Annotated in this window: 13 protein-coding genes and 1 pseudogene; 7 read left to right on the top strand and 7 right to left on the bottom strand. The window is 67.0% G+C overall.

The window, feature by feature from the left end; translation table 11 throughout:
- The first annotated feature begins 253 nt into the window (after nucleotides 1-253).
- Entirely contained in the window at nucleotides 254-562 is a 309-nt protein-coding gene (locus ACIQFZ_RS04285; protein ID WP_402690568.1) for a hypothetical protein, read from the top strand.
- A gap of 512 nt (nucleotides 563-1,074) precedes the next feature.
- On the opposite strand, the gene ACIQFZ_RS04280 is transcribed toward ACIQFZ_RS04285, so the two are convergent.
- The 4 genes from ACIQFZ_RS04280 to ACIQFZ_RS04265 form a co-directional block, all read right to left on the bottom strand.
- Nucleotides 1,075-1,614 (bottom strand): hypothetical protein, encoded by a 540-nt coding sequence (locus ACIQFZ_RS04280; RefSeq protein ID WP_402690567.1) that lies wholly within the window; start codon nucleotides 1,612-1,614, stop codon nucleotides 1,075-1,077.
- An 80-nt stretch (nucleotides 1,615-1,694) separates the two neighbouring features.
- A complete protein-coding gene (locus tag ACIQFZ_RS04275; RefSeq protein WP_402690566.1) occupies nucleotides 1,695-3,677 on the bottom strand; it encodes a hypothetical protein in 1,983 nt (660 codons plus the stop codon).
- Nucleotides 3,674-4,837, bottom strand: coding sequence for a purine phosphorylase (locus ACIQFZ_RS04270; protein WP_402690565.1), 1,164 nt, complete (start codon nucleotides 4,835-4,837; stop codon nucleotides 3,674-3,676). The genes ACIQFZ_RS04275 and ACIQFZ_RS04270 overlap by 4 nt, the downstream gene beginning before the upstream one ends.
- Entirely contained in the window at nucleotides 4,838-5,581 is a 744-nt protein-coding gene (locus ACIQFZ_RS04265; protein ID WP_402690564.1) for an NrtR DNA-binding winged helix domain-containing protein, read from the bottom strand.
- A gap of 145 nt (nucleotides 5,582-5,726) precedes the next feature.
- Here ACIQFZ_RS04265 and ACIQFZ_RS04260 point away from each other — a divergent pair, with 145 nt between their 5' ends.
- Complete coding sequence (locus ACIQFZ_RS04260; RefSeq protein WP_402690563.1) at nucleotides 5,727-6,482, top strand: hypothetical protein; 756 nt, start codon at nucleotides 5,727-5,729, stop codon at nucleotides 6,480-6,482.
- A gap of 20 nt (nucleotides 6,483-6,502) precedes the next feature.
- Here ACIQFZ_RS04260 and ACIQFZ_RS04255 read toward each other — a convergent pair whose 3' ends face one another.
- Both ACIQFZ_RS04255 and ACIQFZ_RS04250 read right to left on the bottom strand, forming a co-directional pair.
- Nucleotides 6,503-7,984, bottom strand: a complete 1,482-nt coding sequence (locus ACIQFZ_RS04255; RefSeq protein WP_402690562.1) for a UvrD-helicase domain-containing protein — start codon at nucleotides 7,982-7,984, stop codon at nucleotides 6,503-6,505.
- Nucleotides 7,985-8,208: 224 nt separating this feature from the next.
- Nucleotides 8,209-8,472 carry a helix-turn-helix transcriptional regulator gene (locus ACIQFZ_RS04250; protein ID WP_402690561.1) on the bottom strand — a complete coding sequence of 88 codons (264 nt, stop codon included), beginning with the start codon at nucleotides 8,470-8,472 and terminating at the stop codon, nucleotides 8,209-8,211.
- A gap of 410 nt (nucleotides 8,473-8,882) precedes the next feature.
- Here ACIQFZ_RS04250 and ACIQFZ_RS04245 point away from each other — a divergent pair, with 410 nt between their 5' ends.
- From ACIQFZ_RS04245 to holA, 5 genes and pseudogenes are all read left to right on the top strand, one after another.
- A complete protein-coding gene (locus tag ACIQFZ_RS04245; RefSeq protein ID WP_402690560.1) occupies nucleotides 8,883-9,080 on the top strand; it encodes a hypothetical protein in 198 nt (65 codons plus the stop codon).
- Nucleotides 9,081-9,581: 501 nt separating this feature from the next.
- Nucleotides 9,582-10,322, top strand: a pseudogene (locus ACIQFZ_RS04240) (ComEC/Rec2 family competence protein); the annotation flags it as partial.
- Between the two features lie 207 nt (nucleotides 10,323-10,529).
- Nucleotides 10,530-11,411, top strand: a complete 882-nt coding sequence (locus ACIQFZ_RS04235) for a YceI family protein (protein WP_365422270.1) — start codon at nucleotides 10,530-10,532, stop codon at nucleotides 11,409-11,411.
- A gap of 68 nt (nucleotides 11,412-11,479) precedes the next feature.
- The gene (locus ACIQFZ_RS04230; RefSeq protein WP_365422268.1) at nucleotides 11,480-11,725 is read left to right on the top strand and encodes a hypothetical protein; all 246 of its coding nucleotides are present in this window, start codon (nucleotides 11,480-11,482) and stop codon (nucleotides 11,723-11,725) included.
- A 288-nt stretch (nucleotides 11,726-12,013) separates the two neighbouring features.
- Nucleotides 12,014-13,003, top strand: coding sequence for a DNA polymerase III subunit delta (gene holA / locus ACIQFZ_RS04225; RefSeq protein ID WP_365422265.1), 990 nt, complete (start codon nucleotides 12,014-12,016; stop codon nucleotides 13,001-13,003).
- A gap of 260 nt (nucleotides 13,004-13,263) precedes the next feature.
- Here holA and rpsT read toward each other — a convergent pair whose 3' ends face one another.
- Nucleotides 13,264-13,530 (bottom strand): 30S ribosomal protein S20, encoded by a 267-nt coding sequence (rpsT, locus tag ACIQFZ_RS04220; RefSeq protein WP_141361020.1) that lies wholly within the window; start codon nucleotides 13,528-13,530, stop codon nucleotides 13,264-13,266.
- Nucleotides 13,531-13,611 lie beyond the last annotated feature (81 nt).

Below are 13,611 nucleotides of genomic sequence, written 5' to 3'. Positions count from 1 at the left end.
GGAGTGATAGGTGAGCGGCCTCCGACGCCTCCGGCGAGGACCCAGCCTATAGTGGCACGTCTGTAGCGCGACCCCTGAAACGCTGAAGGGCCAGCCCGCGAGGAAACCCCTCTTGAGCTGGCCCTTCTCTCTGTGCCCCGGCAGGATTCGAACCTGCGTTGGCATCGAAGTCACGGCTCGCCTTTTTCCTCCGATTCGCCCGCGACGACGGCACGGACATGGGAGCCTATGAGCGGCAATGAAAGGACCGGAGATGCCCATTCTCTTCTTCGCCGCCGCTGGTGCCCTCTTTGCAGGCGGATTTGCAAGTGGAGTCGGCGGAGGGTGGTACCTGTGGAGGCGTGGTCAGCAGGAAGCGGCCAAGCGGCTGCAGCATCAGGACGCCGAGGCCGCGAAGCAGGCGCTTAGGGATGCCATCGACCTCGCTGAGCTGCGTAGCAAGGCGCAAGAGGCAGGCTTGAACCCGGATGAGGTCGTTGCCGGATACGAGAAGTTGCGAGACTCACAGTTGTCTCCTGAGGACGTGCTCAAGAGGCTGAGCCGGGCTGCCATCACCGGCTGAACAACTTCGCCCCGCCGTACGGATCTCCCGCATTCCGCGAGGTTCGTGAGTGGCGGTCATTCACGCGGCGATCATGCTCATCTGGGCCCCGGCTGGTCGGCTGCGGATGCTTCCGACCCGTTGGTGTGTACTGGCACGCTTGTGGCACGACCCCTGAAACGTCGAAGGGCCAGCATGGGAGGGAATCCCTCCTAAGCTGACCCTTCTCGCTGTGTCCCGGCAGGATTCGAACCTGCGACACCCGCTTTAGGAGTTTCCCGTGAGCAGGTCTGTGACCTGTGGAAACAGCGGTCGCAGGGTGCCTGGCCTGGGAAAATACCCCTCCGCAGTTTTCATATGTTCGCGGGGTTTCCCGGCCACATGTGTGCTGAATCCGTTCCGGACCGACTGCAGGGGAGACTTCAACGTCACCCCGGTCGAGACCAGAACTCTGATGACGCAAGACCTCGCCCCCGCAGCGTAACCATCCGCTGTCCACGATCCACGGGGAATTTCAGGGCGGCGGAGCAGCACTACCGCTCCGCATAGCGCAGGAACTGCCAGCCCAGTACGGCCAGGGCAAGTGTCTGTGCCAGGGAGACGATCACGAGTAAAGGCTGGACGACGGGAGAGCACCAGAATGCAGTCACGCAGATCATCGGCAAGGCCAAGTACGTGAACAGATCCACAGCGGTCTGTAGTCGCTTGCGCGTGGTGTGGCTCGCATCGTCGCGGTGGTAGGTCTCCCAGCCGAACACTGCGCCATTGGCGCCGCTGAGCTCAGCCAGCCGCGGTCCCAGCTGGTCGCGGATGTAGCAGCCGACCGCCGAGATCTTCTCGTCGTTGACCAGGTAGGTCCAGCCCAGGACCAGGCAGATCACAGGGACGGCGAGCAGCAGTTGAGCCTGCCTGCTCTGGACGGTGATCGCCAGGACCGCTGTGGAGGCGGCGAGCGTGAAGTAGAGCAGGTTGTCACGGAATCCTATGCGGGTTTTCTGCTCCTCCTTGATGCTGTCGTACTCGGCCAGCAGCAGTCTGCTCTCGGTGACGTCTTCTGTAGCGGCCACGGCCATTCCTAAGCTTGGGTCCCGGCTGGGCTGATGAGTGGGCGGGCAGGGCTCCGGCCCCTGCCCGCCCTGAAGGCCCGGAAGACTCAGTCAGCAGCACGGAAGGACGGCAGGTTGTTAGGGTTGTTTCGTTCGAGCCAACCCTTTCCGTCCGCCGCGATTCCTTCCAGGAGGCGGAAGGTGTGGATGAAACCAGCCGAATTGAGGTTGATTTCGGCGATTTCCTGGGCGTTTTCGTCCGGCGCCAGTTGATGGGTGTCGGCGTCTTTGACACGAATGTTCCTGGCCGGCCCGTTGGTGAGTACGAGTTCCAGGTCGTAGCCGACATGGGTGCGTTCCGTGACCTGTACGGAGGACAACGCGTCGAACCGGTAGTTGCTTCGCTGCTCGTTCCCACGTTTTGCGTCGCTGAAATCGAATTCCGTACTGATTTCACGAATGCCATCCTGTGTGACCAGGAAAAGACGGAAGCTGTAGCGCGAGTATCGCCAAGGACCGCCCTTCACGCGCCCTCGCTTGTAGGGGCGTGCGGGTGTCATCAGGATGGTGTGGGTGATCAGGTCGCGCCAGGTGAGCTGGTAGTGGCGGAGTGCTTCGTCGACGAACAGCGTCTTGTCGCAGGTGAGCCAGGTCTCCATTTCCAGCTCACTGGGTCGCGTGCTGTCCAGGAACGACTTCCAGTTCTGGTACGCGACTTGCCGCGCGGTCAGCCGCTCTTGATATTCCTGGGTTTCCTCGGCCAGTCGGTGCTCTTCACCCCGGGCCTCCAGCCACGAGGACGCAGCCGCGCATCCGGACCAGACCGCACCGCTTAGGGCCAGGATGGCCAGCAGCATCTGCGACGCGTCGGCACCTGCGGCCACTGCTCCGAGCAGGGCCAGAGTCGTGATGCCGAGAGCGATGAGGGCGGCCACGCACAGCACCTTCGCCGCTGCCGGCGTCTGGTTCTGGTGGCGGTGATCGAACAGAGTGCCTTTGTTGTGGCGGTCTCGGGCATCCTCAGCGAGATAGCGGATCAGCCAGTTGACCCGGTCCACGTTGATCCGGCTCTCGCGGTAGAGAAGCGCGATCTCGGCGACGAGGCTGTTGCGGATGTGGACGGTATAACCGAGCCATTCGTGCGGGGCGAATCCGTAGGGCACGCGAGTACTGAAATAGTGATCGAACGAATGGCGGACGCGGTTGGTGAACCCGTCTCCAGTAGAGGCGGGATCGCCCCAGTGCCGGATGTGGGACTCACGCTTCTTGGCCTTCAGTTGATGTTCCTGGTACCACCATCGGCGGCCGAAGTGAGCGGCGGTCAGGCCTGCGCCGAGCGCCACCACTAGCTCGATGGCTGCCGCAGCCGGATCCGCGACCAGCGCCAAGATCCAGAGGAATGCGGTGACGGCGACGAACAGGCCGGCTCGGACTCGGAGGGCTGCCTGGGCGGCAGCAGCGGTGCTCGGACGGGGCGGCAGGGCCCGTGGCCCGATGGGGTCGGGTTCGAAATAGGCCCAGACCCGTTGGGCTCGGTAGTTGTCGAAGCGAGCTGCCTCGGCCCGCTCGCGGTACTCGGCCCACAGGCTGTCCTTCAGCCCTCCGGTGAGTACGAGGTCGAGGTGGCGGAGGATTACGCCACTCTGGCGAGGTGGCAGGGCGCGCAACTGCTCCAGTACGCGTCCTGTTTCGCCGTCCGCGGTGCTGAGCATCTCCAGCAGTTCGAAAGCGACGCGCAGAGCGTCTTTCCACTCTCCCTCGGCGTAGGTCTCTATGAGTCCGGAAGCATGGTGCAGCCGCTGGAGTTCTTCGGTGCTGAGGTCGTGGTAGGCGCGTGCACTGAGCATGGCAAGCACCCAGTGGAAACGGACCTCCGCGTTGTCGTGTCCGTGGGCGATCGCGTCACTGATCATGTCGCGAGCACGGCTGGGAACGCCGTCCTCCAGGAACCGCACACCGACCTTGTACTTTTCCTGAGGCGATGCATCCGGATGGACGTTAACGGTGGAGTTGTGTACGACCTCGGCCTGGATTCCGACGGTTGAGCCGTATGCAGCCGAATTGTGCGTGACACTGCTGCCGTCGTTCATGACAAGTCACCCGCCGCAACAACCAGTGGTGCCAGCCTGGCCACCAGCTCGGGAAACTCTGCGATCAGACCGCGTAACCTCTTGAGTGCCATAAGCGTCCTCTTGGGCGATTCAGGAGTATTCTCCCTTGCTGCCCGGCGGGCAGAGCCCAGCTCGGCCAGTGCCTCTCGGTAGGTGTCGTCGTCGAGGGCGCCCTCGGCGTGGTGACGCTTCAGGTGCTCACGGAAACCGTCCAGTTCCGCGACCAGGTCTGCCGGACTGGTCACCTTTGGGTCCGCGTTCAAGTAGACGCTGCTCTCCTTGACTGAGCCGGCCATGATGCCAACGGTGCTGTTATGGGCGGTGTTGCTCACGTGTTTATTGAGTCTGTCGGCCGTATGGGCCCTGTCTGCCTGGGACATTGCGATCTGCTCCTGTTCTCCCACCAGTTCCACGGCCAGCCGTGTGGCGAATGCCGCCGCGTTCGCCGCGGCTCGTGGTTGCCAGTTACGGTCCTTCGCGCTGCTCTTCGTACCGTCCGCTCGGTCGCTGATTCCCCGGATGATGGCCACCGGTGCCCCGTTGAGATGACCGGCCTGCGCCACACCGGCGGCCTCCATCTCGATTGCGAGCGCGTCGTTGTAGTGCTGCCGGATCCACTGGGCCTCGGCCGAGATCTTCGAGTTCTGTACGACCTCGCCTGCGGCGATCGCGCCGAAGCGCACCTGCGGCGCGCGCCCATGACCGGGCGTGTCGTCGGCCCAGTCGTTCACGCGAGCCAGGTGCGAGCCGAGTTGGCTGATACCGTGCGCCGCCTCCCACACCCTGGGACGGGCCTTGAGTCCGTCGTCCTCGCTGGTCCCGCCGTGGTAGGCGTACACATGTGTCGCCATCACCACGTCGCCTAGCCTGGCGGTGTCCCACAGGGCACCGGCGACGCCGACGAACAACACGGCCACCGGCGAAAATTCCTGTATCGCGCGCTCAGCGATCACCGCGGCGGAATGATTCCCTTTGTTGGTCAGACCGAGCGCGACACGACATGAAGTTCCCTGCACGGTTCCCACCTCGAACCGCGTCCCACGCTCATGACGGTGCACCTGTGGGCCAGTCAGTTTCAGCCGCACGGCTTGGTATTCGAGATTGAGGGCGGTGAGAATCACCACCAGGTCTTTCGACATCTATTCCCCTTCCTCTCTCGTGTCCTCTTCCGTCGTGGACGGCACCAGTCGGATCAGCGGTGGGGACAACACCGTCTTCGGCCCGGCCCGGTACAGCCGCGCTGGCCGTCCTCCCGTAGTCCTGCGTCCCGAGCCGGCGGGGATGATGAATCCCTTTATGGCCTGGACTTTCCGGTAGAAATTGCGGGTGTCGAGTTCGGTGCCCCAAACCGCCTCGTACACCTGCTGCAACTCGGCTATGGTGAAGAGTTCTCCGCAGAATGCCGTGGCCAGCGCCGAGAATTCGAGCTTGGTGCGCGCGCGTTCGATTCCGTCCGTCACGATCCGGCGGTGATCGAAGGCCAGTTCCACCTCACCGGACAGGACGGCTTCTGCGGGAACCCACGCAGCATCCATGGCATCCGTTCCCGCGACCGGTTCGGGGAGTCCCGGCGCGATCGCCAAGTGGGCCACGGATACGACTCGTCCCCGTGGATCACGGCCTGCGTCCCCGTAGGTGGCCAACTGTTCAAGATGCATCCACCCGGCAACCAGGGCGGTTTCCTCACTCAACTCACGGTGGGCGGCGTCCAGGATCTCCTCACCAGCGTGATTGAGGAATCCGCCAGGCAGAGCCAGCATGCCCTGAAAAGGATCTTCACCCCGCTCCACGAGCAGGACACACAGTTTCCCCTCACGCAGCGTCAGGATCACGAGATCGACCGTCAGTAGCACCGGCGGAGGTGACCATACGTCAACTTGCATGTTTCTTACGGTACTTCGGTTCCTGTCACTTTAACAAGAAGTGTGACATGGAGGCGGCTGGTGCTGTATGGCGGAGGCGCTCTGAGCGGTCAACTCGTCGTCGGCTCCGCAGCCAGGCGTGGGTCGATTTTGGCCTGCTGGTTCGGTGTTGCCCCGTAGCGGCTCGGGAACCGACGACACCGCCCACTGGCTGCATTCAGCCCAGCAGGCGGTTGGCACTCGGGCGGCGCAGCCCGGCGCCGGCGCGGACACCGCTCTGTATCAGCAGGCAGCCGACCTGGTGGACCAAGCCCAGGACTGCCTGGCCGCCGGTATCAGCCCGGCCACGTTGATCGGCGACAGAGACAGCGACACCGCCACCGGCCTCGACGCCGAGGACGCAGAACCGTCGCGCTACAGCGGGGGGCCGACCGGATCCGTGCCCTATGGGCGGCCGAGGCGTGTCGTGGCCAAGCCGACGGTGCCGCGGTATGTCTGGCTGCTTCTCACCGCTGTCAGCGCCGCCTACCTGGTGGCGATCACCGCTGCCACGGTCGGTGTCGCCTACTCCGGAGGACTGGGCAATGGATGGGTCGGCTGGTTCTACCTCCCGGCGCATGTCGGATTCAGCGTGATCGTCGCCGCGTACTGGGGCGGCGGTCTGGTGAAGTGGACGGCCGGGGCCACTTGGATCGGCCCTCCGCTGGTCTTGCTGATGGATGTCTGCATGGGAGCCCTGTTCCATGACGCCTGGCCGCTGCCCAGCTACTTCCCGCCCGCATGGCTGGTGTGGCTCGTTTTCTGCATCCCCGGGCTGGTGAGCCTTCCGTTCGCCTACCGCATCTGGTTCGGCAGGCTGGAGCTGGCTCCAGCTCAGTACGGTCGGCTGTCGCCCGCGCCGGACCGCATCGCCGATGACTGACGTTGTCCCCGGTCAGGGTGTCAGGCGTGGAGCCGGCCGGGGTTGTCGGGGTGGTTGGTGATCCACGCCAGCCCGGCCGGGTCGAGGTGGTGGCGCGCTCGGGTGACGGCGACGTAGGCCAGGCGTGCTTCGGCCTCGTCGACCGGTTCCGGGACTGGCACTCCCGCGGCGTCGAGTTCGTCGGTGTCTGGGGGCGGCGTGAAGTCGGGTGCGATACGTACCGTCGCCCATTCGCGGCCTTTTGCCTTGTGCGCGGTCGAGACGGTGACCTGGGCATCGGACTCGCTGACGAGTCGGTCCACGGCGTTCAGAATGGCGTCGGGGCCGTGATCGTCGACGAGGTTGGCGAACGGCTGCAGGTCACTGCCGGAGGGATCGTGCTCGGCGTATTCCCGCAGTGCTGCCCAGCTGGTGAACAGCACGAGTTCCGGGTGATGGGTGCGCCGTCCCTGGATCAGATCGCGGGCGGCCTGAGCCAGGCCCCGCAACGCCTCGCCCCCTCCCACCAGCGCCGTGGCGATGCCGCTCGACAAGAGGGCCAAGATCTCGGTGACGGCTCCGATGTTCGTGCGGCACAGTACGGCATCGGGGCGGCCCGGTCGTGGGCCGACGGTGGTGGGGATCGCGGGAGATCCGGCGAGCTGGATCGGCGCCTTGCTCAGGGCGAGCCACCGGTTGGCTTCCGCGGCCAGCTCGGGGCCGAAGCGGAAGGAGCGGGTGAGGGTGAGGTGGCGCGCCTCGAAACCTGTCATCACATCCCGGGCGCCGCGCCAGCCGTAGATGGCCTGGGCGGAGTCGCCGACCATGACGATCTGCAGCCGCTCCTTCTGGGCCAGGACGATGTGCTCGAGGACGGGGTTGGTGTCCTGGGCCTCGTCCAACAGGAGGAAGTCGCCGCTGAGTACGGGGTCTGTCAGCGCCCACATCTTCAGGTAGTGGTCATGCTCGAAGCGCACCATGCCCGCGTGCGGATCCTGCAGGTCAGCCCAGGCTTTGACGGCGTACGGTAGCAGCAGATCGACGAGGTCGTCGTGTGCGTCGTCATCGAAGCGGCGCAGCCGCGGGACATGCTGGTAGTCCGGCTCGCGGTCGGCGGACTGGCAAAAGCGGGTCACCGTGCGCAGCACCGTATTGGACAGCGTCGCAGGCATCACGTCCAGGCCACCGATGCGGGCCGGGGTGTGCAGCCCGAGGTCCTGGCCGATCTGCCAGCCAGGACGGCGCGGACTGTTGAGCCGGCCGCGATAACGGAACCCCAGAGCACCGTAGGCGAGGGAGTGGGCGGTCTTGCACATCACGGAGGCGGGGAACCGGGCTGCGGCGTCCTGGGCGATGGCACGGTTGAAGGCGAAGTAGTGGCCGCGGCGCGCGGCTTCCTGTTCGGCCAGGAAGGCCAGGGTGGAGGTCTTGCCGGCGCCGGCGCCGGACTGGATGGCCAGGTGATCGCCGTTCCGAAAAGCCTCACTGGCAGCGGCTTGTTCGTCGGTGGGGGAAAGGGGCATGGCAGTGTCTCCGAAAGCCGCAGCGGCACGCCTGGAGGGGCGGGCACAGAACAGACCTGCGTCAAGGCAGGCTCGGGAACAAAACTGCCAATCGACACGCCCACCACCCTTACGCGCGCCGCCCCATTGCCTCCTGCCGGTGACCTGCGGGGAACGGGTACTCGAATCTGGAGCATGAGAGCGAGAGTTCCGCCCCCTTCGGGTGGGCGCTGTGGCTGTAGGGATCAGTGCTCGGAATCTGGCCGTTCGTGACCGGTGCACAGCGGGTCCAGCAGCTCGCCCAGCGGAAGGCCGAAGGCGTGGGCAAGGGCGTGCCAGGTGCCCAGCGATCCGATCGTGCGGCCCTGCTCGACTTCGATGAGGGTGCGGCGGGACAGGCCGCTGCGGGCGGCGAGCTCGTCATAGCTCCAGCCTTGATCGGCACGTAGCCGGGCGAGAGCCTGCCGGAGTGCCGTCGGGTCGGGGTCCGGCGGCGGAAAGATCGTCACCCGACCATCGGACGGTGCAGACCCCTGCCCTGACAGTGCAGACCTCTGCCCTATTTGCGGTGGATTGGAGGTGCACGCCAGGGCAGAGGTCTGCACTACTCTCGCGGGGGTGTCGCCCCCGAGCCGAGGGCCGACGGCAACCGACGACGGCTAGGAGAGACCCGATGGCCACCGCCCCGCCTGCGCGCGCCTGGACCATCACCATCAGCAGTCCAGCTGGGAGGCCTCTGCTGATGTGCAGCGCCTGCTCCCGCCCGAACCCCATGACCGGTCTCCCGTGCGGTACGGAGATCCGACGGCATCTGGCACACCACGTCCTTCAATCCCGGATGCCGCCCCACCTGCGCACATGTCAGTGCCGCGAGAGGTCCTGCGGATGGCATCGCCGTCGGATTCCGTGCGCCGGCGCATTGCGGCTGGTGCTGATCCGGGCTGACCATGGCCGCACCTGGCATCTCGCCGACACCTGCACCGCTTGTGCCACCGCGATTCCCCAGGCAGCGACCGTCCCGGAACCCCCGCTGCGCGACACACCGGTTTCACGTCTGCCGCTGCCGGTGGGCCTGCATGTTTCGGACGAGCCCGTTGAGTGGATCGAATCCCTGTGAGCACTGTCGCATCGCGGGTCCGAGGACGTCTCGCCGCCCTCGTCCACTGAAGCACTACCGTGGTCGAGACGCTGAGGGCCGTGGGCTCTCAGAAGCGAGACCCCTAGAGCCCACCGAATAGCCCACTCAAGAAGTGCCGACTCCGGCGAGAACTCACGAGGAGCAAAACTCCCCCGAACGACTCGGCGAGACCCTCCGCACTCCCTGCCGCGAAATGCGAGCTGCTGGCAAACACCTTGGGGAGGAGTCCAGCGTGGAACTGGGCATCTGCGATCGAATGCCTGAATTACATCGGGGACATGCTGGAGGATGAGACTCCCAAGTTTCTCGACTTCGTGGAGGCCAACTACATCGCACTCGACAGGATGCCCAAGCCGCATGAGGCGGGACTTCGAAGCGCTCCAGTTGGCCTTCGACGCCTCAAGGGGCGCTCATCGACGCATGAGCGCGCAGCAACTACCGGCAGGGCCGAGATCTCAACACGCAGAACTTGACAGGGAAGACGTGGGCCAGGGTGACGCGACGGTGCTCGCGGCGGGCCGCGATGCCGGTGTGGTCGTGGACGCCGGACCCGACCCGGCGCTGGTGGACCACTGCCTGCGCAAACTCGGCGTCACCAGGGTCCCGCTGGTCGTACTGACCCACTTCCACGCCGACCACGTGGCCGGCCTGCCGGGTGTACTGCGCGGACGGGCGGTGGGCGCGATCGAGACGACCGGGTACGAAGAACCCGCGCAGCAGGCCGAGTTCGTACGGAAGGAGGCGGCCCGCCGCGGCATCCCGCTCACCCGCGCCGGTGCCGGGGAGCAGCGCGGTACCGGTGACCTGACCTGGGAGGTGCTGTGGCCGCCACCGTCCCCCGCACCGGACCCGGACGGACCCAACGACGCCAGCGTCACGCTGCTCGTCCACTCCGGCGGACTGCGCCTGCTGCTCCTGGGCGACCTCGAACCCCCGGCCCAGCAGGCTCTGTTGGACTCGCCGATGAGCGCGCGACTGGCGGGCGTGGACGTGCTCAAGGTCGCCCATCACGGCTCGGCGTACCAGAGCCCGGACCTGATACGCGTGGCGGCCCCGCGCCTGGCCCTGATCTCGTGCGGCGCGGACAACACCTACGGGCACCCGGCTCCTCCCACCGTCGCGGCCCTGCGCGCGTTGGGCGCGGTGGTGCTGCGCACGGACCGGGACGGGGCGCTCGCGGTGACCGGGGCGGGTGCGGGGGTGCGTGTGGCGCGGGACTGAACGCCGTGGATGTGTGCCGACTGTGAGGGAAGTGAGGTGAAAATGTTCATTTTCTGTCAATGAAGGGCCAGTTGATGCTCCTTGTGTGCAGTCCCACGACATGTGCCGGATTCTCGCGATGTGGGCTCGTGTTGCCTGGAATGCCCTGTTGGTGATCGAATACTTCTTCGGCAATGAAGATGTCGAGGCATGCATGGGGTGGCGTAGATGTTCGGCCGCTGGCTAGGAAACCGGACGAACCGGACGCAACGGGCGAGTCCGCTCGCGGCGGTGCAGACCCCGCCCGACGCGGGGGTGTTGAGCTGCCGGGTGCTCGATCCGGTCAACGAACCGGTGACGCATGCCGAGTTCACCGTCAGCGACGCCATGGGGCGCACGGTGGTCGGCGGCGGCACGGATCCCTACGGGTTGTTCCTGGCGACGGTGCCGGCGGGGGAGTACCGGCTCGCCATCTCCGCGGAGGGGTACACACCGCACCGGGCGACCGTGTTCGTCAGCGAGAACTCGCTGGCCCCGTTGGGCGATGTGACCCTCCAGGTCGCCCAGCCGCCGGAGCTGCCGGCGCCGGGCGACTGGGAGATAGAGGCGACGCACTCCTCGATCGGCTTCACCGCCCGGCACATCGGGCTGGCCCGGATCCACGGGCGGTTCAACTCCTTCGCAGGAGTGGTGCGGATCGCCGATCCCGTGGAGCGGTCCGCGATGCACGTGGTGATCGACGCGGCGTCCATCGACACGAACGTGCGGATGCGCGACGACCATCTGCGCTCGGCGGACTTCCTGGACGTGGCGAACTTCCCGACGCTCGAGTTCTACAGCGAGCGGTGCGTGCACAGGGGCGGCAGCCGATGGGCTGTCACCGGCGCGCTGTCGCTGCACGGGGTGACGCGTACGGTCACCCTCGACATGGAGTACCTCGGGCTCGGCAACGGCATAGAGGGCGAGGTGCGGGCGGCCTGCCGGGCCACCACCGAGCTGCACCGTGACGACTACACGGTCAGCTGGCAGACGATGCTGGCGCGGGGGATCGCCGTGGTCGGACCGACCATCCAGGTCGCCCTCGACGTGCAGCTCGTCGCCAAGAGCTGACAGCCGGCCGGGCACAGCCGTCGGGCGCCACCGGCCGACGCCACGGCGGGGTGCCGGACAATGGCCCCGTGAGCGATGTGAGACACGTGCTGGTGCTGCCCGACCGCGATGCCGCGGAGGAGGCGGCGCAGGCGCTGGCGGAGCGGTTCGCGGTCGACGAGGAGCCGCGGATCGTCCGCGACGCGCTGGCCGGTGAGGACGACGCCGAGGACGCGCAGTGGCTCGTCGTCCTCCGGGACGAGGCGGAACGACTGGATCCGGCGGAGCTGGACGCGTTCGCCGGGGAGTGGGAGGGCTGGCGCGAGGAGCCCTAGGGCCTCTCGTTTGGATCAGGCCGGGCTCGCGGGCCCTGGCACCGTGCCTCGCCGCGTTGTCGTCGGTTGGCAGGGCTCCGCCCTGCCGCCCTCCTCCGCCTTGCGATCCTCCCCCACTGCCTGAACGGCGTGGGAGGTGCCCCCATCACCAGACCCCGCTCCCTGATCCGGCCTGATCCAAACGAAAGACCCTAGCCCCGTGGGGACCAGGCGCGAACCGGTGTGGTCCGCGTCGACCGGTGCCATGTGCCGGGGGCGTTGTCAGTGGTCCGTGGGATGCTTGTCGCGATGGCCAGGAAGACTGCGAACGACGACCCTCTCGCCCCGGTGACGCTAGCCGTGGGGCAGGAGGACCTCCTGCTCGACCGTGCCGTGCGGGAGGTGGTGGCCGCCGCCAGGGCCGCCGACGCCGACACGGACGTACGGGACCTCACCCCCGACCAGTTGCAGCCCGGCACGCTCGCCGAGCTGACCAGTCCGTCGCTCTTCGCCGAGCGCAAGGTCGTGGTCGTACGCAACGCGCAGGACCTGTCGGCCGACACGGTCAAGGACGTCAAGGCGTATCTGGGCTCGCCCGCCGAGGAGATCACGCTGGTGCTGCTGCACGCGGGCGGCGCCAAGGGCAAGGGCCTGCTCGACGCGGCGCGCAAGGCCGGTGCGCGCGAGGTGGCCTGCCCGAAGATGACCAAGCCGGCCGACCGGCTCGCCTTCGTGCGGGGCGAGTTCCGCGGACTCGGGCGCTCGGCCACACCGGAGGCGTGTCAGGCGCTGGTCGACGCGATCGGCAGTGATCTGCGGGAGCTGGCGTCGGCGGTGACGCAGTTGGTCGCCGACATCGAGGGGACGATCGACGAGGCCGTCGTCGGCCGCTACTACACGGGGCGGGCCGAGGCGTCCAGCTTCACGGTCGCCGACCGGGCCGTCGAGGGGCGGGCGGCGGAGGCGCTGGAGGCGCTGCGGTGGTCGCTGGCCACCGGCGTGGCACCGGTGATGATCACCAGCGCGCTCGCCCAGGGCGTGCGGGCGATCGGGAAGCTGTCGTCCGCGCGCGGCGGCCGTCCGGCCGACCTGGCGCGGGAACTGGGCATGCCGCCCTGGAAGATCGACCGCGTCCGGCAGCAGATGCGCGGCTGGACCCCGGACGGCGTGGCCGTCGCCCTCCGCGCGGTGGCCGAGGCCGACGCGGGCGTCAAGGGCGGCGGAGACGACCCCGAGTACGCCCTGGAGAAGGCCGTGGTCACCATCGCCCGGGCGGCCCGTTCCAGAGGACGCGGCTGAGACGGCCCGAGCCACCCCACGTCGAAGGTCCCGGCCGCTCTTCACGCTTCCGCGACACGCCGAAGGCCCCGTCGCTCTCCCTGGGGAAAGGGAGTGCGGCGGGGCCTTCGGTTCACGCCGTTCGGTTCCGCGCCCGCGTGGCGAACGCAGGCCGCGCGCGGATCCGGGGGTGCCGGTCGGGGGCGGATGAGAGAGGGCCCGCCCTCAGTCCTTCCGGCCAAGTCGGATCACGGAGGATCCGTTCAGATCAAGGAAGGGGCTCAGCCCTTGAGGGCCGTGACCTTGGTGGCCAGCGCCGACTTCTTGTTGGCGGCCGCGTTCTTGTGGATGACGCCCTTCGAGACGGCCTTGTCGAGCTGACGCGCGGCAGCGCGCTGGAGCTCGGTGGCCTTCTGGACGTCACCCGCGGCAGCGGCCTCGCGGGCCTTGCGGATCGCGGTCTTCAGAGAGGACTTGACGGCCTTGTTGCGCAGCCGGGCCTTCTCGTTGGTCTTGTTCCGCTTGATCTGGGACTTGATGTTCGCCACGAATGAGCCTTTTCAGGTTCTGGTACGGGGCCGCACGGGTCCCGCACCGGTGATTTCTTGAGTTGTGCCTCGCGCGTAGAG

It is taken from the genome of Streptomyces sp. NPDC093064, from assembly GCF_044754605.1.
GTDB lineage: Bacteria > Actinomycetota > Actinomycetes > Streptomycetales > Streptomycetaceae > Streptomyces.
The sequence above is the reverse complement of the archived record's forward strand: the minus strand, read 5'-3'. Positions and strand labels throughout refer to the sequence as shown.

Bases quoted from the DNA above. Each gene is read 5' to 3' on its own strand.
- ACIQFZ_RS04285 (WP_402690568.1), top strand. From the start codon at position 254: ATGCCCATTCTCTTCTTCGCCGCCGCTGGTGCCCTCTTTGCAGGCGGA.
- ACIQFZ_RS04280 (WP_402690567.1), bottom strand. From the start codon at position 1,614: ATGGCCGTGGCCGCTACAGAAGACGTCACCGAGAGCAGACTGCTGCTG.
- ACIQFZ_RS04275 (WP_402690566.1), bottom strand. From the start codon at position 3,677: ATGAACGACGGCAGCAGTGTCACGCACAATTCGGCTGCATACGGCTCA.
- ACIQFZ_RS04270 (WP_402690565.1), bottom strand. From the start codon at position 4,837: ATGTCGAAAGACCTGGTGGTGATTCTCACCGCCCTCAATCTCGAATAC.
- ACIQFZ_RS04265 (WP_402690564.1), bottom strand. From the start codon at position 5,581: ATGCAAGTTGACGTATGGTCACCTCCGCCGGTGCTACTGACGGTCGAT.
- ACIQFZ_RS04255 (WP_402690562.1), bottom strand. From the start codon at position 7,984: ATGCCCCTTTCCCCCACCGACGAACAAGCCGCTGCCAGTGAGGCTTTT.
- ACIQFZ_RS04235 (WP_365422270.1), top strand. From the start codon at position 10,530: ATGTTCGGCCGCTGGCTAGGAAACCGGACGAACCGGACGCAACGGGCG.
- holA (WP_365422265.1), top strand. From the start codon at position 12,014: ATGGCCAGGAAGACTGCGAACGACGACCCTCTCGCCCCGGTGACGCTA.